This window comes from Evtepia gabavorous (assembly GCF_003425665.1).
Lineage (GTDB): Bacteria > Bacillota > Clostridia > Oscillospirales > Oscillospiraceae > Evtepia > Evtepia gabavorous.
Window position 1 is genome coordinate 1 of record NZ_QQRQ01000028.1, and the last position, 19,572, is coordinate 19,572.

General features: G+C 56.3%; 16 protein-coding genes. 6 read left to right on the top strand and 10 right to left on the bottom strand.

The window, feature by feature from the left end; all coding sequences use genetic code 11:
* The 5 genes from DV520_RS10745 to DV520_RS10765 form a co-directional block, all read right to left on the bottom strand.
* A partial coding sequence (locus tag DV520_RS10745) for an S-layer homology domain-containing protein (RefSeq protein ID WP_133308861.1) occupies positions 1 to 620 on the bottom strand: 620 nt, incomplete at its 3' end.
* A 39-nt stretch (positions 621 to 659) separates the two neighbouring features.
* Positions 660 to 1,772: a tyrosine-type recombinase/integrase gene (locus DV520_RS10750; RefSeq protein WP_117142775.1), complete on the bottom strand. Its 1,113-nt coding sequence runs from the start codon at positions 1,770 to 1,772 to the stop codon at positions 660 to 662.
* Positions 1,773 to 1,865: 93 nt separating this feature from the next.
* Positions 1,866 to 2,645: an ABC transporter ATP-binding protein gene (locus DV520_RS10755; RefSeq protein ID WP_117142777.1), complete on the bottom strand. Its 780-nt coding sequence runs from the start codon at positions 2,643 to 2,645 to the stop codon at positions 1,866 to 1,868.
* Positions 2,638 to 3,585: an ABC transporter permease gene (locus DV520_RS10760; protein ID WP_021918742.1), complete on the bottom strand. Its 948-nt coding sequence runs from the start codon at positions 3,583 to 3,585 to the stop codon at positions 2,638 to 2,640. The genes DV520_RS10755 and DV520_RS10760 overlap by 8 nt, the downstream gene beginning before the upstream one ends.
* 96 nt (positions 3,586 to 3,681) lie before the next feature.
* Positions 3,682 to 4,698 carry an ABC transporter substrate-binding protein gene (locus DV520_RS10765; RefSeq protein ID WP_021918743.1) on the bottom strand — a complete coding sequence of 339 codons (1,017 nt, stop codon included), beginning with the start codon at positions 4,696 to 4,698 and terminating at the stop codon, positions 3,682 to 3,684.
* Between the two features lie 251 nt (positions 4,699 to 4,949).
* Here DV520_RS10765 and DV520_RS10770 point away from each other — a divergent pair, with 251 nt between their 5' ends.
* The 5 genes from DV520_RS10770 (at position 4,950) to DV520_RS10790 (ending at position 11,140) form a co-directional block, all read left to right on the top strand.
* Positions 4,950 to 7,544, top strand: a complete 2,595-nt coding sequence (locus tag DV520_RS10770; RefSeq protein WP_165850095.1) for an S-layer homology domain-containing protein — start codon at positions 4,950 to 4,952, stop codon at positions 7,542 to 7,544.
* A gap of 127 nt (positions 7,545 to 7,671) precedes the next feature.
* Entirely contained in the window at positions 7,672 to 8,679 is a 1,008-nt protein-coding gene (locus DV520_RS10775; protein WP_117142781.1) for a DMT family transporter, read from the top strand.
* A gap of 7 nt (positions 8,680 to 8,686) precedes the next feature.
* Positions 8,687 to 9,346: a chloramphenicol acetyltransferase gene (locus DV520_RS10780; RefSeq protein WP_117142783.1), complete on the top strand. Its 660-nt coding sequence runs from the start codon at positions 8,687 to 8,689 to the stop codon at positions 9,344 to 9,346.
* On the top strand, positions 9,343 to 10,665 hold the full coding sequence (locus tag DV520_RS10785) for an acetyl-CoA hydrolase/transferase family protein (RefSeq protein WP_133308862.1): 1,323 nt from the start codon (positions 9,343 to 9,345) through the stop codon (positions 10,663 to 10,665). Before DV520_RS10780 ends, DV520_RS10785 begins: the two co-directional genes overlap by 4 nt.
* A gap of 76 nt (positions 10,666 to 10,741) precedes the next feature.
* Positions 10,742 to 11,140 carry a NifB/NifX family molybdenum-iron cluster-binding protein gene (locus DV520_RS10790; protein ID WP_117142787.1) on the top strand — a complete coding sequence of 133 codons (399 nt, stop codon included), beginning with the start codon at positions 10,742 to 10,744 and terminating at the stop codon, positions 11,138 to 11,140.
* Between the two features lie 59 nt (positions 11,141 to 11,199).
* Here the strand turns inward: DV520_RS10790 and cysK are convergent, their stop codons facing one another.
* From cysK to gap, 4 genes are all read right to left on the bottom strand, one after another.
* Complete coding sequence (cysK, locus tag DV520_RS10795) at positions 11,200 to 12,132, bottom strand: cysteine synthase A (RefSeq protein ID WP_021920263.1); 933 nt, start codon at positions 12,130 to 12,132, stop codon at positions 11,200 to 11,202.
* Positions 12,133 to 12,177: 45 nt separating this feature from the next.
* Complete coding sequence (locus tag DV520_RS10800; RefSeq protein ID WP_117142789.1) at positions 12,178 to 13,485, bottom strand: O-acetylhomoserine aminocarboxypropyltransferase/cysteine synthase family protein; 1,308 nt, start codon at positions 13,483 to 13,485, stop codon at positions 12,178 to 12,180.
* A gap of 443 nt (positions 13,486 to 13,928) precedes the next feature.
* Positions 13,929 to 16,529, bottom strand: coding sequence for an S-layer homology domain-containing protein (locus DV520_RS10805; RefSeq protein ID WP_165850096.1), 2,601 nt, complete (start codon positions 16,527 to 16,529; stop codon positions 13,929 to 13,931).
* 500 nt (positions 16,530 to 17,029) lie between these two features.
* Complete coding sequence (gene gap, locus DV520_RS10810; RefSeq protein WP_117142793.1) at positions 17,030 to 18,046, bottom strand: type I glyceraldehyde-3-phosphate dehydrogenase; 1,017 nt, start codon at positions 18,044 to 18,046, stop codon at positions 17,030 to 17,032.
* A 246-nt stretch (positions 18,047 to 18,292) separates the two neighbouring features.
* Between gap and DV520_RS10815 the strand changes: the two genes are divergently transcribed.
* Positions 18,293 to 19,363, top strand: a complete 1,071-nt coding sequence (locus DV520_RS10815; protein ID WP_021919198.1) for a sensor histidine kinase — start codon at positions 18,293 to 18,295, stop codon at positions 19,361 to 19,363.
* Between the two features lie 9 nt (positions 19,364 to 19,372).
* On the opposite strand, the gene DV520_RS12425 is transcribed toward DV520_RS10815, so the two are convergent.
* Positions 19,373 to 19,572 (bottom strand): hypothetical protein (locus tag DV520_RS12425; RefSeq protein WP_205727611.1); only part of this gene is annotated, 200 nt, incomplete at its 5' end.

Here is a 19,572-nt window from a genome sequence, read left to right on the forward strand (position 1 = left end):
ACTTCGCCAGCCTGCAGGGCGTTCCACACCATCTGGGCCGCAGTGTCGCGGGTCAGGGCAGCGGAGACATCCAGACCTTCCAGGCCCTTGTACAGGCCCTTCTGGGTGGCACGGACGTTGACATTCATGTCCCAAGCGTTGCCGGTGTAGCCCTCGATGTCAGAATCGAAGCCCAGGCAGACCAGCAGCATCTTAGCCAGCTGGGAGCCGGTCACATTGCCGTTGGGGCTGAACCGGCCGCCGCCCACACCAGACACGATGCCCTGGGACACGCAGGACTCAATGTACTTCTCCGCCCAAGCAGCGTTGGGGGTGTTGCGCACGTCGGAGAACGTGGGGGTGGCAGGTGTGCCCAGGGTGGGCTCCTCGCCGCCGTTCAGGGCCACGCAGATCATCTTGCAGATCTCGGACCGCTTAATGTTCCCTTCGGGCTTATAGGACCCGTCAGGATACCCGCCGATGATGTTCAGCGCAGAGCACGCATCAACGGCCTCGGTGTTCTCGATCTTGTCCTGATCCGAGAACGCCGCCCCGGCGCCCATGACCATGACAGACAGCATCACAGCCACACAGAGCACCAGGCTCAGAACCTTCTTCTGGGGGAACTCCTTGCCCCGCAATGCTTTGCTCCGCAATTTCCCACAGATTTCCCACGGCGTTCACACGGTTTTTTCTTGGGTCTTTCCTACTGCTCTTCTTCCTTTTGGATTTAATTTTGCCATATTATTATGAAGTACTTTTTGATCGCGGTGTGTGTAAATGTTCGCTGTGACAGAGATATTCGCATGCCCCATCAATTCTTTGGCCACGTTGATTGGGACTCCGGCGCGCTGAAGGTCGGTGCAGAAGGTATGCCGGAGACAATAGGGCGTCAGATCCGGGGCAATGGCATGTTGGAGAATTTGGCCGTCCCGGACTTTCGCGCCCATGTGAAGGTCCAAAGCGTGAGCAAAGGAATTCCAGAGCCGGCGAAGGCTGTTGGCACTGCGTATGCCGCCGTTGGCGGAGGGAAACACAGGCGCAGCACCCTCGCCCCGGACCGCCAGCAGGCGCTCTCGCAGCTCCTGCCGCATGGGGATATCCCGAATCCCTGCGGGAGTCTTGGGGGCTTTGATGGTCCGGGTCCCGCTTTCTACGGCTTTATAAACGTGGATTTCATTTCGATCAAAGTCAATATCCTCCCAGAACAAGGCCGCCGTCTCTCCAGGCCGCAGACCCGTGTACAGAATGGTCAGCACCCACAGACCGGCGGGATGGGTCTGTGCCACGGCCAGAATGTGCCTGCGTTCCGCCTTGGTGATGGGACGATGGCTCCGCTTGACACTCTCCGGCAACAGGAGCCCTTCTGCAGGGTCATAAATAATCAGCCGGGACCGGCGTGCCTGCCGGAAGAGCTCCTGCATTACCATACGCAGTTTGGATACATGCGAGTATGACATCCCCGCTTGGGTATTGAGGATGGTTTGCAGATGAAGGTCTCGTACGTCTTTTAATTTTAATGTCCCAATGGCGGGGCCAATATAGCCGTTATACTTCTCATCATAGAGGCCCAAACTCTTTTGGGTGAGGCCGGAAGGGGCTTTGTATGTCTCCTTCCATTGGAGAAACCATTGGTCCACTGTGGTGTTTCCGCTGGTGGCAAATTCTCCCCGGTTTAAGGAGGCCACCAGTTCGGCCAGCTTGTCACATGCCTCCTGCTCGGTCTTGCCCCGGACTTCATAGCGCCGGTTTTCCCATGTGATGGTCTTTCGAATGTACGTGTATTTTTCCATAGTAAAAAACCTCCTGTTGTAAGCTTTATCCTACAACAGGAGGCGGAATCTTGTCATCAATGTTTCCCTCTAAATTAGTATATTCTGACACATTTATTCAGACAGGAGCATACGGTCATTTTCAATATTGAATTTTTCCAATAGGTCGGAGACCGTCAGGTTCTTTTTCTCCTCTCCGCGAATGTCCACCACCACACGGCCGGCATCCATCATAATCAAACGGTTGCCGTACTGGATGGCGTGTTTCATGTTATGGGTCACCATGAGGGTGGTCAAATGATCCCGAGCCACAATTTCCTCGGTCAGTTGAAGGACCTTGTCCGCAGTCTTTGGGTCCAGCGCCGCTGTGTGCTCATCCAACAGAAGGAGCTTCGGCTGATTCAAGGTTGCCATCAGAAGAGTCAGAGCTTGCCGCTGTCCACCAGAGAGAAGCCCTACTTTGCTGGTCAAGCGGTTTTCCAGGCCCAGGCCCAGGGCGGCCAACTGCGCCCGGAAGAGATCCCGCTCCTGGCTGGTAATACCTGGGCGGAGTCCACGGGATTTGCCCCGGCGGTTGGCCAGCGCCAGGTTTTCCTCAATGCCCATGGTGGCTGCGGTTCCCATCATCGGGTCCTGGAACACCCGGCCCAGATATTTGGCCCGTTTGTGCTCGGGAAGCCGCGTAATGTCCACGCCATTCAGGCGGATGGTTCCGCGATCTGCGGGAAAGACCCCGGCAATGAGGTTCAGGGTGGTGGATTTTCCCGCGCCGTTGCCACCGATTACCGTGACAAAGTCTCCCTCTTCCAGGGTGAGGTCCAGGCCGTCAATGGCCCGCTTTTCGTTGACGGTGCCAGCGTTGAAAACCTTGTAAAGTCCGTTGAGTTCAAGCATGGGGGACACCCTCCTTTTTCCCTGCGGGGACTGCCTTGGGTTTGCTGCGGAAATACCGGTTTTTCCAATAGGGAACCGCCAGGAAGATGGCCACCACCAAGGCCGAGAAGAGCTTCAGATCATTGCTGTCCAGCCCCAGGGTCAGGACAATCTGAATCACCACGTAATAGATGACAGCACCCAGGGAGACAGACACCAGTTTCAAGGCGAAGTTCTGGAAAATACGGGAGAAAATGACGTCGCCAATGATCACTGCCGCCAAACCAATGACAATGGCGCCCCGGCCGGCGTTGACATCGGCAAATCCCTGGTACTGGGAATACAGGGCGCTGGACAGCGCCACAATCCCGTTGGAGATCATCAGTCCCAAAACCTTGTTGCGGTTGACATTGATTCCCTGGGCCCGGCTCATGTTGGGGTTGGCGCCGGTGGCCCGGATGCCGCTGCCCAGCTCCGTTCCAAAGAACCAGTAGAGCAAAGCAATGAGAACCGCGGTAAACAGCAGTGTCACCAGGATGGGGTTTTCCAAACTGAGATGCTTTACATTCCGCAGGGAGACCAGCAGATCATAGTTGTCCGGGTTGATGGCCTGGTTGGCTTTGCCGCCCATGATTCGCAGATTAATGGAAAACAGGGCCAGCTGGGTTAAAATTCCTGCCAGTATGGCGGGGATACCCATGGCCGTGTGCAGCAGTCCGGTGATGGCACCGGCAATCATCCCCGCGATGAAGGCGCACAGCAGCGCCACCCAGACATTGACCCCATTGGTCATCAGCATGATACATACCGCGCCGCCGGTGCACATGGTTCCATCCACCGTCAAGTCGGCCAGATCCAAGACCTTAAAGGTGATATAGACGCCGATGGCCATGAGCCCCCAAATCAGGCCCTGGGCCAGGGCGCCCGGCAGCGCATTGAGCAAATCTGAGAAAAAATCCACGTTGATTCCTCCGTGTTCATCGAATGAGAAAGACAAATCGAGACCGGGCGGAAAAGGAGGCCCCTTTCCGCCCGGGTTCCAGACAAATGGATCGGATTATTCTGCCGTGGTCTCGATGGCGGTGTATCCCTCCGGCGGGGTAATGTTCAGTTCCTCGCAGACAGAAGGATTATACATCTTGGTGGCAGTGGGCAGAGACTGGATCTCCATGGTGCCGGGGTCCTTGCCGTTGACCAGAATGTCATAGGCCATCTCGCCAGTCAGCTGGCCCAGTTCGTAGTAGTCGATAGACAGAGTCGCCACGCCGCAGCCAGAGCAGATGCCCTGTTCTCCAGCCACAACGGGGACCCCTGCGGGAACCACTACGTTGCGAATGGCCTCTGTGCAGGAGGCGGCGGTGTTGTCTGTGGGGATGTAAATCACGTCACTGGAAGCACAGGCGGAAGTGGTAACGGAAGCCACGTCATTGGAGTCTGCAAACGCGTACTCTGTGCAGGTATATCCCATCTCCTCCAGCAGAGGCTTAATGACCCCCACTTGGTAAGAGGAGTTCGGTTCTGCCGAGCAATACAGCAGGCCGACGGTTTTCGCATCGGGGAAGAGTTCCTGAATCATATCAGCCTGCTTGTCCAGAGGCGCCAGGTCGGCGGTGCCGGAGATATTGGTGCCTGTGGTGCCCGTCCAGTTGTCCATTCCCAGGGCAGTGGCATAATCCGTGACAGAGGTTCCCAAAATGGGGATATCTGCCGTACCGGCCTGAGCAGCCTGGAGAGAAGCGGTGGCGTTGGCCATGATCAAGTCCACATTGGAGGAGACAAAGCCATTGATGATGGAAGCGCAGTTTGCAGACTCTCCAGAGGCATTTTCCACTTCAAATTCAACCTCTCCGCCGTCCGCGGTGATCAGCTCCTTCAACTTATCCTGGAATCCCTGGGTGGCGGAATCCAAGGCAGCATGCTGCATCTGCTGGCAGATGCCGACTGTGTAGGAGCCCGCGGCCGTCTGCGTACCGCTGCCGTTTTCCTCTGGCGCAGTAGAATCTGCGTTTCCGCAGGCAGTCAAGCTCAGCGCCATCATGCCAGCCAGCACAGTGGCAAACACTTTCTTTTTCATTGTATGAGACCTTCTTTCGAACATGGTAAATATGACTGCCGATTTCTCTCGAAATCGACGTTTTCCATCTTAACACTTTAAAGCAATGAGGTCAATAGGAAAAACGAATTTTTTGATATAATAATAAGAAAAAAATTATGATAAAGATTTCCCTCATAGTATGCACTTTTGTCTTTCTTAAAAAGACAATTCGATGGGTGTCTCATGCTTTCTTCTGCCTAAAACAGAGATCCTGGAAGGAGGAAATTTTTGTGGGAGTTCCGTGTAAAATCCGTGGGAAATTGCGGAGCAAAGCATTGCGGGGCAAGGAGTTTCCCCAGAAGAAGGTTCTGAGCCTGGTGCTCTGTGTGGCCGTGATGCTGTCTGTCATGGTCATGGGCGCCGGGGCGGCGTTCTCGGATCAGGACAAGATCGAGAACACTGAGGCCGTTGATGCCTGCTCTGTGCTGAACATCATCGGCGGGTATCCTGACGGGTCTTATAAGCCCGAAGGGAACATTAAGCGTTCTGAGATCACCAAAATGATTTGTGTGGCTCTGAACGGCGGCGAGGAGCCCACCCTGGGCACACCTGCCACCCCCACGTTCTCCGACGTGCGCAACACCCCCAACGCTGCTTGGGCGGAGAAGTACATTGAGTCCTGCGTGTCCCAGGGCATCGTGTCCGGTGTGGGCGGCGGCCGGTTCAGCCCCAACGGCAATGTGACTGCCAGCCAGCTGTCCAAGATGCTGCTGGTCAGCCTGGGTTACGATTCCGACATTGAAGGTTACACCGGCAATGCTTGGGATATGAATGTCAACGTTCGTGCTACCCAGGTTGGCCTGTACAAGGGCCTGGAAGGTGTGGACGTCTCCGCTGCGCTGACCCGCGACAATGCGGCCCAGATGGTATGGAATGCCCTGCAGGCCAAGGAAGTCAAGTATGAATATACTCTGGTTTCTGAAAATGGCCAGCTGGTCTCCAAGCCCACTCTGGTGGAGAAGGACATCACCCTGCTGGAGGACAAGTATGACGCGACCATCACCACTGGTGTTGTGACCAACGTTGACTACAACTCCAAGGGTTATACGGTGCAGATCCAGACCGGCGTTGATAAGACGAATCAGCCGATCTATGTTAACCTGTCCAAGCTGACCAACGATCCCACCGACCTGGTTGGAAAGTCCGTCAAGGCCATGTACAAAGACGCCGATGAGGTGTACGGCATTTATGTCAATGCCGAGAACACCGCCACTGTGGTGGAAACCACCCTGGGTGATCTGGATCTGAGCAAAAGCGAATATAAGCTGGACGGCGTCACCTATAAGGTAAAGACCGACGACTTCGGTGCTGTCAAGGCAGTTGATGCCCTTGGGAATCCATTGAAAAATGGCTCTTCTGAGCTGAAAACTTTGGATGCTGTGAAAACGGATGGCACAATCTTCTCCAAAGCCTCCAAGGTGGTTCTGATTGACAACACCGGCGACGAGAAGATCGACATCGCAGTGGTGACCCCTGTGGCCTTTGGTGAGATCACCTATCTGAACGCCAAGAACATCACCGTGAAGGGCGTTATGACCAACGCGAAGGTGGAAGACTGCGATATCTATAAGGACGCCGCCAAGGGCGACCGGGTTGCTGTTGTCAAAGACACCTATGTTGCCGACGACAGCACGGTGATTACCAAGCTGGATTCCGTTTCCGGTAAGGTGGATGCGACTAAGACTGGAGAAGCTCGTATTGATGGAACTTGGTATGATACGGCTGTTACCGTGGGGCTGGATGACAAGGGTGAGTTTTTCCTGTACAATGGCTACATTGTAGATGTGGATGCCACCGGCGGCTCCATTGCGGATACTGCATTCATTATTTCCAGCAGCACCTCCATGGACGTTGATGGCAATTACCAGGCTAAGGTTATGATCAATGGCGAGACCAAGGTCGTTCCTATCCACAAAGATTCTCCAGTTAAGCCTACCTCTTCTGCTATTGCAGATAAGTACGTCACTTACGAGGTGAAAGACGGCGCTTACAAGTTCACTGAAATTACCAGTTCGGATTCCGGCTTGGATGAATATTCTGCTGCACAGGTCAATTCTTACAAGGATGGCCGTATCTACGCAAATGCCTCTGGTAGTGGTGATGAGTACTTGATTGATGACGATGCCGTTGTCTATGTCAAGTACAATGCAGATAAGTATGCGATTCTGTCCGGCAAAGATGTTGCTGGCTGGGGTGACAAGGTTAAAGACTTCAATAGTAACAAGTCTCTGGTTCTGTATAAGACCTCTGACACTATGAAAAAGATTGCAGGTGCTTTCATTGATCTTGGCGATGAAAAGATGCCCGCATCCACTGTTTCCTATGGAGTCATCGTCAGTGACGTTATTAGAGCCACCGATGATAAGTACGAATTCACACTGTGGAATGGCACTGACACGATTGATGTTGTCACTTCCGATTCCGGATTCGCAAAATTCCAGGCTGTTGAGTACGTGAAGAACAGTGACGGTACCTATGACATCGATGCGGCTAAGAATGGAACTAACAACGTTGGTGCTGTTCAAGGCTTCAACCTCTACTCCATCATGGATCATACCTCCACGGTTGTCCAGATGGCCAACGATCAGAACACCGCAAAGAATTACAATCTCACGAAGGACACCCAAATCATTTACGTCGATACTTCTGCAGACAATGTTGAGGATATTTGTGTAAATGGTGGTTCTATTGAAAATGCGAGCCCCGCACCTGAAGGGAAATATTATCGCAATGCATCCTTTGTCATTGACTCTGGCTCTGACTTGGCGTTCTTGATTGTGATTACAAACACAGATGGCGCGTATCCTGGAAGCATTAAAAAATAATTTCCAACTTATTGTGGCGCCGTTGAAAAGCCCCCCCGGGACTAAAGTCCCGGGGGGCTTCTTCTTGATTTTTCCCTGAATTGTACTATAATGAATAGGATCGGTTTCTTACTAAGGGGGGAGTGTATTGAAACGCCAGTTCCTCTTCGGCTGCCTGTTCATCGCCCTGGCGGCGGTGATCTTTTCCACCATGGAAGTCCTGCTCAAACTCCCCGCTGTGGCGGGGGCCTTTCACCCCATGCAGATCACGCTGGAGCGGTTCCTGGTGGGGGGGATCTGTCTGCTCCCTGTGGCGGGGTGGACCCTGCGGCGGAAGGGGATTCGCCTGACCAGGCGGGACGTGGGGACCTTTGCTCTGACAGGGCTTTTTTGCGTGCCGTTGTCCATGGTCCTCTATCAGCTGGCCATCACCCACGGGCAGGCCAACGTGGTGGCGGTGCTGTTTTCCGGCAATCCGATCTTTGTCACCCTTCTGGCCTTTCTCCTTCTCCATGAAACCATTGCCTGGAACAACCTTTTGGCTCTGGTCCTGGAGGTGCTGGGCATTGGGGCCATTGCCGGGTTGGGCGGCAGTGCGGTCAGCCTTTCCAGCGTGGCACTGGCGGTGCTGGCCGCCCTGTTTTTCGCCGCCTACGCGGTGCTGGGCAAGCGGCAGACGGCCCGGACCGGCAGCCTGGTGGTCACCTGCGGCAGCTTTCTCTGGGGCGGTCTGGAGCTGGGCGCCCTTCTGCTGCTGGGCCGGACGGAGGTTGGAAGCGCGCTGTTTGGACAGCTGGGACTGACCATGTTCCAGGATGTCCCGTTTCTCCAAGGGCTGACGGGGCAGACCCTGCCCTATTTCCTCTTCATTGGCATCGTCAACACCGCCCTGGGCTACGTTTTTCATATGCTGGCCATTGAAAAGACCAGTGCCATCCACGGCAGCCTGGTCTTTTTCTTCAAACCCATTCTGGCGCCTCTGTTTGCCCTGGCAGTGCTGGGGGAAGCTGTGACCCCTCCCATTCTCCTGGGCATTGTCTGCTTTTTGGCCGGGAGCCTGGTGAGCATCCTGCCCGACATCCTTCGGGCACGAAGGGCAGGGCAAGGCCGCCTGGCAGGGGAGGCCGCCCCACAACACGAAGGAAAAGGAAGGTAGAATCCCTATGCAGTTTACCCCCATTGATCTGTCCACCTGGCCCCGCCGGGAACACTTTCATTATTACCGCAACCAGCTGCCCTGCGGCTACTCCGTGACGGTGCAGCTGGATGTGACCCGGTTTCGGGCCATGCTGGAGCGGAAGGGGCTGAAATTTTACCCCAGTTTCATCTGGTGCGTGTCCCATACAATCCTCTCCCACCCCGCCTTTCGGATGGGCGTGGACAGTGAGGGCCAGCCTGGAACCTATGACAGGATGCATCCCAACTACACCGTGTTTCACGAGGATGACCACACCTTTTCCGACCTTTGGACGGAACACAACGAGTCCTTTCCTGTGTTTTACCAGGCGTTCCTGTCCGATGTGGCCACCTACGGAACCCGGCATGGGATGAAAGCCCGGGCCGGTCAGCCGGCCAACTTTTACTGCATCTCCTGCGTCCCCTGGCTGTCCTTTACCGGCTATGCCTCCACGGTCCCCGGGGGGCAGCCCAATCTGTTTCCGGTGATCACCTATGGAAAGGCCGCTGAACACCAGGGGACCTGGACGATGCCCTTTGCCGTGAACATCTCCCACGCCGCCGCGGACGGTTGGCACACCGCCCAATTTCTGAACGACCTGCAGGCCCTGCTGGACAGGGTGGACCTGGAGGAGGTGGCCCGGTGAACCAGGCTTTACAGGAGGAATTCCGCGCCAAAACCATTTCCGCCCAACAGGCCGCCGCCCTGGTCAAGAGCGGCCAGCAGGTCTACCTGGGCTGCTGCACCAGCTATGCCAGAGCCATCGCCGACGCCCTGGCCGCCCGGTCGGAGGAGCTGGAGGATGTCACCATCGGGTGCTCCAACATCATTCCGCCCATGACGGTTCTGGACTGCGCCCATCCCCAGGCCTTTCGCATCTCCACGTATTTTATGGGGTATGAGGAGCGGCGGGCCTGGAAAGCGGGGCGGGCGGACTTCACCTCGGTCCATCTGGGCCAGGTGGACCAGTGGTGCCGGGAGACCTTCCATCCGGACCTGGCCTTTTTTGATGTCTCCCTCCCCGACGAGGAGGGCTACATGAGCTTTGGAGCCTCCGGCTGCTGCATGCACCCGTTTATCCAGGAGGAGACCGACAACATTGTGCTGCAGATCAACCGCTTCTCCCCCTACGTCACCGGCCAGCGCACCAAAATCCACATCTCTCAGGCCAGGCATGTGGTGTGGGCAGATGTGGAAAAGGAGACCATTCCCGGCGGCCCGGCAGAGGAGGACCCCATCGTTGCCGCCATGTCCCGGTACCTGCTGGACCAGATTCCCGACGGTGCCTGTATCCAGCTGGGCATTGGCGGCGTGGCCACCGCTGTGGGCTACGGGCTCATGTCCAAGAATGACCTGGGCTGCCACACGGAGATGATGTCCGACTCCATTATGGCCCTGATGAAGGCCGGCGTCATCAACAACAGCCGGCCTAAGTTTATCCCCGGGCGGACCGTGGTGGGCTTCGCCTTTGGGTCCCGGGCACTGTATGAATTTTTGGACCACAACGAGGACCTGTTCTTCGGACCCTTTCCTGTGGTGAATAACCCGGTGAACATTGCCCAAAATGACAATATGATCTCCATCAACACCGCCATGTCCATCGACCTGTTTGGCCAGGTGGCGGCGGAGGGCATGGGGACGCGGCAGTTCAGCGGCACCGGCGGACAGGGGGATTATGTCCGGGGGGCCCAGCTGGCCAAGGGGGGCAAATCCTTTCTGGCCTTCTCCTCCACGGTGGGCGTGGGCTCGGACGGTGCCCCCAAGAGCCGGATTGTCCCCACCTTCCCGCCGGCGACCATCGTCACCACCCCCCGGTCGGACGTGCAGTATGTGGTCACAGAATATGGCGTGGTCAACCTGAAACCCCTGACCACCCGGGACCGCGCCCGGGCACTCATCGACCTGGCCCACCCGGACTGCCGGGGGATGCTCACCGCGGAGGCCAAGAAGCTGGGGCTCCTTTGACCCCCTGTTTTCCCCGGGGCGGCCCGGCAGGGGCTGCACCGTGCAGATAAGATCATAAGAATTGGAGGATACCAACATGAAACTCGCGATCCCATACGACAACGGCCAGGTGTTCCAGCACTTTGGCAAGACAGAGGCCTTTAAGATCTACGACATCGTAGACGGAAAGGTGGGCCCCTCCATGGTGATGAGCACCAACGGGCAGGGCCATGGCGCCCTGGCCGGCCTGCTGCGGGGGCTGGGCATCAGCGCCGTGATCTGCGGCGGCATTGGCCCTGGGGCCATTGAGGCCCTGCAGTCCCTGGACATCACCCCCATCCCCGGCATCACCGGGGACGTGGACCAGGCGGCCCAGGACTTTGTGGACGGGAAGCTGGTCCCCAACACAGAGGCCCTCTGCAACCATCACCACCATGACGATGGCCATTCCTGCGCTTCTCACACCTGTGGAAGCGGCGGCTGCCACGCCCATTGAGCTATCATACGGCGCAAAAAACCCCCGGACGGACAGGAAATGTCCGCCCGGGGGTTAATTTATCCCCCAAACAGCGGGGTGGACAGATAGCGGTCGCCCGTGTCCGGCAGCAGGACAACGATCCGTTTGCCCTGGTTCTCCGGCCGTTTCGCCAGCTGGATGGCAGCCCACAGGGCGGCCCCGGAGGAGATTCCCGCCAGCAGTCCCTCGGTGCGGCCCAGCTCCCTGCCCGTGGCAAAGGCGTCCTCATCGGTGACGGAGATCACCTCATCGTATACCCCGGTGTCCAGCACCGGAGGGACAAAGCCCGCGCCGATGCCCTGAATTTTGTGGGGGCCTGGGGTCCCTTTGTGCAGGACGGGGGAACCTGCCGGCTCCACTGCCACCACCCGGATCTTGGGGTTCTGCTGTTTCAGGTAGGTCCCCACCCCGGTGATGGTGCCGCCGGTGCCCACCCCGGCCACGAAGAGATCCACCGCGCCCGCGGTATCTGCCCAGATCTCCGGGCCCGTGGTGGCCTGGTGGACGGCGGCGTTGACCGGGTTCTCAAATTGCCGGGGGAGAAAGTGGTTGGGGATGGCGGCGGCCAGTTCCTGTACCTTTGCCAGGGCGCCTTTCATCCCCTTGGCCCCCTCGGTGAGCACCAGCTCCGCCCCGTAGGCCTTCATCAGCTGGCGGCGCTCCACACTCATGGTCTCCGGCATAACAAGAATGAGACGGTATCCTCTGGCCGCCGCCAGGGCCGCCAGGGCAATCCCCGTGTTGCCGGAGGTGGGCTCTATGATCACGGTGCCGGGGGTCAGCAGCCCCTTTGCCTCCCCGTCGTCCAGCATGGCCTTGGCCACCCGGTCCTTCACGGAGCCGGCGGGCTGGAAGGCCTCCACCTTGGCAAGTATACGGGCGGCCAGCCCGTGCTTCTGCTCCAGGCGGGTCAGCTCCAGCAGGGGTGTTTTGCCGATCAACTGGTCGGCGGATGTGAATGGGGTTCCCATATAGAATGCCTCCTTACATGGGTTAAATCGAGTTTATTGGGAATGTTACAGGGTCGATTGGGCTTCCACGGCAGAGAAGGCCTGCTCCAGATCGGCTAAAATGTCGTCGATGTGTTCCGTGCCGATGGAAAGGCGAATGGTACCGGGACGGATTCCCTGGGCCAACAGCTCCTCTTGGGGGAGCTGGGCATGGGTGGTGGTGGCAGGGTGGATGACCAAGGATTTGACGTCCGCCACGTTGGCCAGCAGAGAGAACAGCCGCAGGTGGTCAATAAACCGATAGGCCGCAGGCTGCCCGCCCCGGATATCAAAGGTAAAAATGGAGCCCCCGCCCCGGGGGAAATACTTCTGGTACAGCGCGTGGTCCGGGTGGTCGGGCAGGCTGGGGTGATTTACCCGCTCCACCAGGGGATGGCCGGCCAGGTAGGTGATCACCTGCTTGGTGTTCTCCCCATGACGCTCCAGGCGCAGGGACAAGGTCTCGGTCCCTTGCAGCAGCAGGAAGGCGTTGAACGGGGAGAGGGCCGCCCCGGTGTCCCGGAGCAGAATGGCCCGGATATAGGTGGTAAGGGCGGCAGAGCCGGCGGCCTCTGCGAAGCTGACGCCATGGTAGCTTGGGTTGGGGGCAGCGATGGGGGCATAGCGTCCGCTGGCCTTCCAGTCAAAGCGCCCGCTCTCCACGATCACGCCCCCCAGGCTGGTGCCGTGGCCGCCGATAAACTTGGTGGCCGAGTGGACCACCACATCCGCCCCGTGCTCGATGGGGCGGATCAGGTAAGGGGTGCCGAAGGTGTTGTCGATCACCAGCGGCAGCCCATGTCGGTGGGCCAGGGCCGCGACGGCATCCAGGTCTGGGATGTCGCTGTTGGGATTGCCCAGGGTCTCCAGGTAGATGGCTTTGGTGTTTTCCTGAATGGCCTGCTCCACCTGATCCAGGTCATGGACATTCACAAAGGTGGTGGCAATGCCGTACTGGGGCAGTGTATGGGACAGCAGGTTGTACGTGCCGCCATAAAGGGTGCGCTGGGCGACAATGTGCTCTCCTGCCTGGGCCAGCGCCTGGATCGTGTAGGCAATGGCGGCTGCGCCGGAGGCCACCGCCAGGGCGGCGGTTCCCCCCTCCAAGGCAGCTATTCGCGCCTCCAGCACCCCTTGGGTGGCGTTGGTCAGTCGGCCGTAGATGTTGCCTGGTTCCTCCAGATGGAACCGAGCCGCCGCGTGGGCGGCGTTGTGAAAGACATAGGATGTGGTCTGATAAATAGGCACCGCCCGGGCGTCCGTGGCCGGGTCGGCCGTTTCCTGGCCCGCATGGAGCTGCAGGGTTTCAAAGCGATGGAAAGGAATATGGGACATTTTGCATCTCCTCTTTTCGTTGTGTCAATTTGGAAGGACGCTTCCCGGACAATGAAAAAGTCCGGGAAGACAGCAAGCTCCCGGACAGAAAGAAAAGGAGGCTTCCCCACAGGTCAGGGAAGAAACGCAGGCATGCCAAACAGCCTGGCCCTCTGTTCTGTCCAGGAGTACAGCATTCGTCCACAGCGAAAATTGGTTCGCAGCAAGGCATTGAAATGAAACCGCATGTTCTTCCCTCCTTTTTAATCTCACTTTTTTTGTGGGATTTTATAGTTTGTATCATAGCATTTTTGTGAGCTTATGTCAAGGGTTTCTTTCCATAGAATGAAAAAATGCTGGTGAAAAGTAAGACACCCCCAAGCCCATGGCTTGGGGGTGTCTTTTTTGGATGTGTCAAGGGGATCGTTCCCCTCTCATGCATCGGTGGGATGGAAGCGTACTGCTCACCAGGCCATCTTGTTCTGAACGTCAACCACGATTAGGGTGATGCAGTCATCGCCGCTGTCAACATAAACAGTCACGTTATCGTCGTGGTTGGTTGCGTCGCCGTTGAACTCGGGTGCCAGCTGGATTTCCCCGTTGGTCTCGCCTGTGGCGGCATCGGAATCGACGAACAGGACCGTGGTGTCCTTGGCGTCGATCTTGGCGTTGCTGCCAGTCAGGTTTGTCACAGTATCTGCAAAGGTAATCTCACCAGAACCCTTGTCATAGGTCTTCACCTGGGTGGTGGTCGCAGTCAGCTTATCAATGTCCACGGTGCCATCCCCATTGCTGGAGTACTCGAAAACGCTGCCCTTCTTAATGCCGCCGGACAGAGTCCCTTCGTACTTGTACTCAGTCTCCTCTGTACCATTCCAAGCCTTCACAATGGTGTAGGTGGTGCCGTCAATCTTGGAAGTGTAAGAATCATCCAAAGCGACGGCGTAAGTCTTATCAGAACCGCCGGGGACATTCTTTTCGCCCAAATCAACATAGGCAACGCCGATATACTGAGAGTTGCTCTTCTCCTCGGTCAACATACGGACCATGGAAGGAGTGATCTCATCCCACTTTCTCGCAGCTTCTCCAGTGACAACTTTGTAATCGTCATTCTTGTACTTGACAAACACAGTTGCATTGTCATCGAAATAGGCGCGATTTACGGTCTCCTTGTAGGTATTGTCGGAAGCGCCAGTAAAGCCCTTCACATTAGAAGTCCGTACGCTGCCGTCGATGGTTGCGTCTTCCGCGTAATAGAAGTTTTCATAACCGGCCATGTCTTTCTGATCAGAAGCGGTGGTAATGAAGGTCAGAGTATAAACGTCCTTGGACACATCATACGCAGCCAGCTTATTGGAATAGCCTGCAAAGTTCTTGCTATCCAATGCCTGATCATTCCCGTCGTTCTTCTCAATGTTAACAACCTTATCGGTGCCATCCGCAAGAATCAGACGGGCCTGGTAGTATTTGGAACCAACCGTATTGCTGTTGCCGACCTCAACAACCAGTGCCACGTCAGAGGAACCCGCTGTCACGGTATCCACTGCATAAACATAGCCATTTACCAGAACCAGTTTAGCGGAAGCGTTCAGCTTCGGGGCAGTGACACCCGTGTTCATGGTGTACCAGGTGCCGTCGATCATGACTTCGTCAGAACCCTTGGTGGAAGTAACTTTCCCTTCCACAACGGTTGCCTTCTCAATACGGCCCTTGCTGTCAGCATAATTGCTGCCCTTGGAGATCAGCGCGTAATCTCCCTTCTTCAAGCCATCGCTGATAACATAGTCATCATCAGAGTACTTCGTGCCAGCGGTGACATAGTCAGAGCCAACATAGGTGATTTCCTTAACCTCGAAGGTGGTAACCTTCAGGATAGAGTAATCGGATGTGCCATCGACTGCCAGCAGCTCAACCTCGGAACCCTTGCCATAGGTAGCATTTCCTTCGCCATTTGTTGTCAGCCAGGTCTTGATGTTGTCTGACTGCTTCACACCATCAACATAAACAGTATTCGTGTTAGCCAGATCATACTTGGTGCCGTCCAGTTTGGCCTTAGTGCCGTCCATCTTCAGGTCAGCCAAAAGGCCGGTCTGTACGGTGTTCTTGCCCGTGGCATACACACCATAAACCACGGCGTCTTTGCCATTCTTGTCGGGCTTCACCAGGACGCGGACATTCTGATACAGCAGGTCGGAATAGTCCTTGGAAACGTCTGTGTAAGAAACTGTCCCACCATTGTACGTACCACCATTATACTTGGCATTCTCAATGGTGATGTTATAGGTGCTCTTGCCATTGTCCTGCTTTACCTTAGTCAAAGTACCGGTAATGGCCTTGGCGTCGTATTTGTCCTCCAGCAGGGTGATCTTGTCGTCGTTGTCGCCGACCACCTTGTCCTGCACAGTGACAATGGTCTCCAGCTTGCCGTCCTCGCCGGTGACGATGGTGGTCTTGTACTCCACCTCATAGGCGTTCATGGCATTCCACACCATCTGGGCCGCATTGTCACGGGTGATGGCGGCAGAGGTATCCATGCTCTCCAGGCCCTCGTACAGGCCCTTCTGGGAAGCGCGGACGTTCACGTTGGTTGCCCAGGCATTGCCCACAAACTCTTCGGTGTTGGCGTTGTAGCCCAGGCTGACCAACAGCATCTTGGCCAGCTGGGTGCCGGTCACGTTGCCGTTGGGGCTGAACCGGCCGCCGCCCACGCCGGAAATGATGCCCTGGGCCACGCAGGACTCAATGTAGCCCTCTGCCCAGGCGGCGCTGGTGCCACGCACGTCGCTGAACGTGGGGGTGGTGTTGGTGCTCACATTGGGCTCCTTACCACCGTTCAGCGCCACGCAGATCATCTTCGTGATCTCGGAACGCTTAATGTTGCGTTCGGGATGATAAGAACCATCCTCGTACCCGCCGATGATGTTCAGCGCAACGCAGGCATCAACGGCCTCGGTGTTCTTGATCTTGTCCTGATCCGAGAACGCCGCCCCGGCGCCCATGACCATGACAGACAGCATCACAGCCACACAGAGCACCAGGCTCAGAACCTTCTTCAGGTTTCTCATAGGGGTTTCCTCCTTTAAATTTTTTTGAACGCATCCTTCCCTTGACCATGTCCGGCACACATACTGTGGCATGCCGTTGCGGTATCTGCGCCGGGCGCAGCAGAGTTGGAATTGTTCTACGGTTACTATACGAAAAGTTGGTTCATTTGTAAAGAGCGTTGGAGTTTTTGTAACAAAACGGTAATCTGGTTACAAAATGGTTACAAATCTCGGTGTGCAGATTAAAATTCCCTTGAACCACAAAGGATTGTGGCGTATTTTGGCAAAGCACAAGGTATGGTTGTGTTGAGGTGCTTGTCGGGCTATTTGGTTGGAGAGGCAAGCTTTTCCGGACGAAAATACCATGGTTTGAAAACTATGACAAGGAATATTCCTTGTCGGCAAATTGCTGCTTTTGCCCCAGGTTCTTTTCCCTAAAATTTTGTTGGAAACAGGCGAAAGAAACGGACGCGGGATACAAAATCCGCGTCCGTTCTACTTTATAATATATAAAGATACCGTTATGCCTTGTGGTCTACCTGATACATATACTCCAGCAGGTCCACGGTTTTGGCCGAGTAGCCGATCTCATTGTCATACCAGGCGACCACCTTCACAAAGTGGTCATTCAGGGAGATGCCCGCTTTGGCATCAAAAATGGCGATATGACGGTCCCCCAAGAAATCACTGGAGACCACAGCGTCATCTGTGTAATCCAAAATACCCTGCATAGGCCCTTGGGCCGCGGCTTTCATAGCGGCGCAAATCTGGTCATAGGTGGCAGGGGTTTCCAGCTCTGCGGTCAGATCCACCACAGAGACATCCAGCGTGGGCACCCGCAGGGACATCCCCGTCAACTTGCCGGACAGATCGGGAATGACCTTCCCCACCGCCTTGGCCGCGCCGGTGGTGGAGGGGATGATATTCCCCGAGGCCGCCCGGCCGCCCCGCCAGTCCTTCTTAGAGGTGCCGTCCACGGTTTTTTGGCTGCCTGTGATGGAGTGCACCGTGGTCATCAGTCCCTCCTTGATTCCAAAGGTATCGTGGAGAACCTTGGCCACCGGGGCCAGGCAGTTGGTGGTACAGGAGGCGTTGGAAACGAAGTCCATGCTCTTGTCATAGGATGTGTTGTTGACCCCCATCACGAACATGGGTGTGTCATCCTTGGAAGGGGCGGTCAGCAACACCTTTTTGGCCCCGCCGGCCAGATGTCCCTTCATTTTCTCCGCGGTGGTGAACTTGCCGGTGCTCTCAATGATGTACTCAGCGCCCACAGAGGACCAGGGAATCTCGTGGGGTTCCTCGCAGTGGAACACGCGGATCCGGCGGCCGTTTACAATCAGATCGTCCCCGTCCCAGCTCACCTCGCCCTGGTAGCGGCCATGCACACTGTCGTACTTCAATAAATATGCCATGTAATCGGGGGTCTGGCTGTGGCTGTTGATGCCAACAAACTCGATGTCGGGGCGCTCCATGCCCAAACGCAGCACTAAACGGCCAATTCTTCCGAATCCGTTAATGCCTACTTTCATACCCATATCACCAAAATCCTTTCCGCGTCATAATCTATTTGTTTGCTGAAAGCTCAGCATAGACGCCTACATTATACTCCAGTTTTGCCCAAGAGGGAAGTGCTACTTTTCAGCAATTGTCCCATTTGTTTGGAGCAGAGCGACCTTTTTCGACAAAATTCTTGTGTTCCTTTCCAGGATTTGCTACACTGTTGGTGTGAAAATTTCAGCCCCTTCCGGGCATCCTAATCCTATTTTCAAGGAGTTGACGCTATGGATCTCATCACGTCCCGTCTGGACCTCCAGTTCGGCAGTTTTCCCGAGCCGGTGATTTTCCTGGCCGGCGGCCAGGCCGTGTATTCCAATGAGCCCGGGCAGCAGTTGTTACAAAGCGAAACCTGTCCCCTGGATCTGCTGGCTGCCTTGGCAGAGCATCCCAGCGGGTCGATGGAGATTGCCCTGGGGCAGGCCACCTATCGGGTGACGGTCTCCCCCTTTGAGATGGGGGACCTCTTGGTTTTGCGTCCCCTGCCCCAGCCAGAAGAGAAAAAGCACCCTTTTTCCAACGCGGTCTATCGGATGCGGGAGTGCCTGTCTAACTTCACTGCCGTGCAGTGGAAGATGAAACGGGTGCTGGAGGAAAACCATTTGATGGGAGACTTCGACCAGGATCTGGCCAATCAGAGCCGGTTGATCTTTCAAATGCTTCGCCTCACCCGGCAGGCAGAGCTGACCCAGGAACTCAACGACAAAGCTTTTCCCCGGGAAGAGGGTTTTGACTTGGCCATGGTCTGCCAGGGGATGGCGGATGAAACCACGTGGCTGGCGGACCTGGCCGGCGTGCGGTTCTCTTACAGCAGCAATGTGGAGCACCTTCCCTTCCAGGGCAGCAAATCTCTGCTGACCCAAATGCTGCTGGCGCTGGTGTCCAACGGAGTTCGGGCCGCGGGTAAGGAGGGAGAGGTGGAAATGAAACTCCATGCCGAGCATGGCCGGTGCGTGATCTCTGTACGGGACAGCGGCGTGGGGATTCCCGAAGATCGGATGGCGACCCTCTTTTCTGGAGACGCCCCAGAGGAAATCCCGCGGCCCGGCGAGGGCTCCGGTTTGGGGCTGTATAATGCCCAACGAATCGCGGCCCTTCACGGCGGCGTCTTGGTCGCCCAGAGTGGCCAGGACGGCGGCGCCTGCCTGGTGGTCTCGCTACCCATCGTGGTGCCAACCAGCGTCCCCGCCCGCAACAACCCGGGTTATGATAATTTGGGTGGATACTCGCCGGTCCTGATTGAGCTCAGCGACGTGCTCCCCTGGCAGGCGTTTGCCCCCTCGGATACGGAAGAGTAACCCCATTGTTTACAGGTCGGAATGTCTTTCCTCCACGGACATTCCGACCTGTTTTTTCTTGTGCGCCAGCGTGGGAAGACATTGGGAAATTTGTGGGAAATTGTCGAAAATTTCTTTGTAAAATCGACCCAAACGCCAGAAGAAGGTTCTGAGCCTGGTGCTCTGTGTGGCTGTGATGCTGTCTGTCATGGTCATGGGCGCCGGGGCGG

Bases quoted from the DNA above. Each gene is read 5' to 3' on its own strand.
- DV520_RS10750 (WP_117142775.1), bottom strand. From the start codon at position 1,772: ATGGAAAAATACACGTACATTCGAAAGACCATCACATGGGAAAACCGG.
- DV520_RS10755 (WP_117142777.1), bottom strand. From the start codon at position 2,645: ATGCTTGAACTCAACGGACTTTACAAGGTTTTCAACGCTGGCACCGTC.
- DV520_RS10765 (WP_021918743.1), bottom strand. From the start codon at position 4,698: ATGAAAAAGAAAGTGTTTGCCACTGTGCTGGCTGGCATGATGGCGCTG.
- DV520_RS10780 (WP_117142783.1), top strand. From the start codon at position 8,687: ATGCAGTTTACCCCCATTGATCTGTCCACCTGGCCCCGCCGGGAACAC.
- DV520_RS10790 (WP_117142787.1), top strand. From the start codon at position 10,742: ATGAAACTCGCGATCCCATACGACAACGGCCAGGTGTTCCAGCACTTT.
- cysK (WP_021920263.1), bottom strand. From the start codon at position 12,132: ATGGGAACCCCATTCACATCCGCCGACCAGTTGATCGGCAAAACACCC.
- DV520_RS10800 (WP_117142789.1), bottom strand. From the start codon at position 13,485: ATGTCCCATATTCCTTTCCATCGCTTTGAAACCCTGCAGCTCCATGCG.
- DV520_RS10805 (WP_165850096.1), bottom strand. From the start codon at position 16,529: ATGAGAAACCTGAAGAAGGTTCTGAGCCTGGTGCTCTGTGTGGCTGTG.
- gap (WP_117142793.1), bottom strand. From the start codon at position 18,046: ATGGGTATGAAAGTAGGCATTAACGGATTCGGAAGAATTGGCCGTTTA.
- DV520_RS10815 (WP_021919198.1), top strand. From the start codon at position 18,293: ATGGATCTCATCACGTCCCGTCTGGACCTCCAGTTCGGCAGTTTTCCC.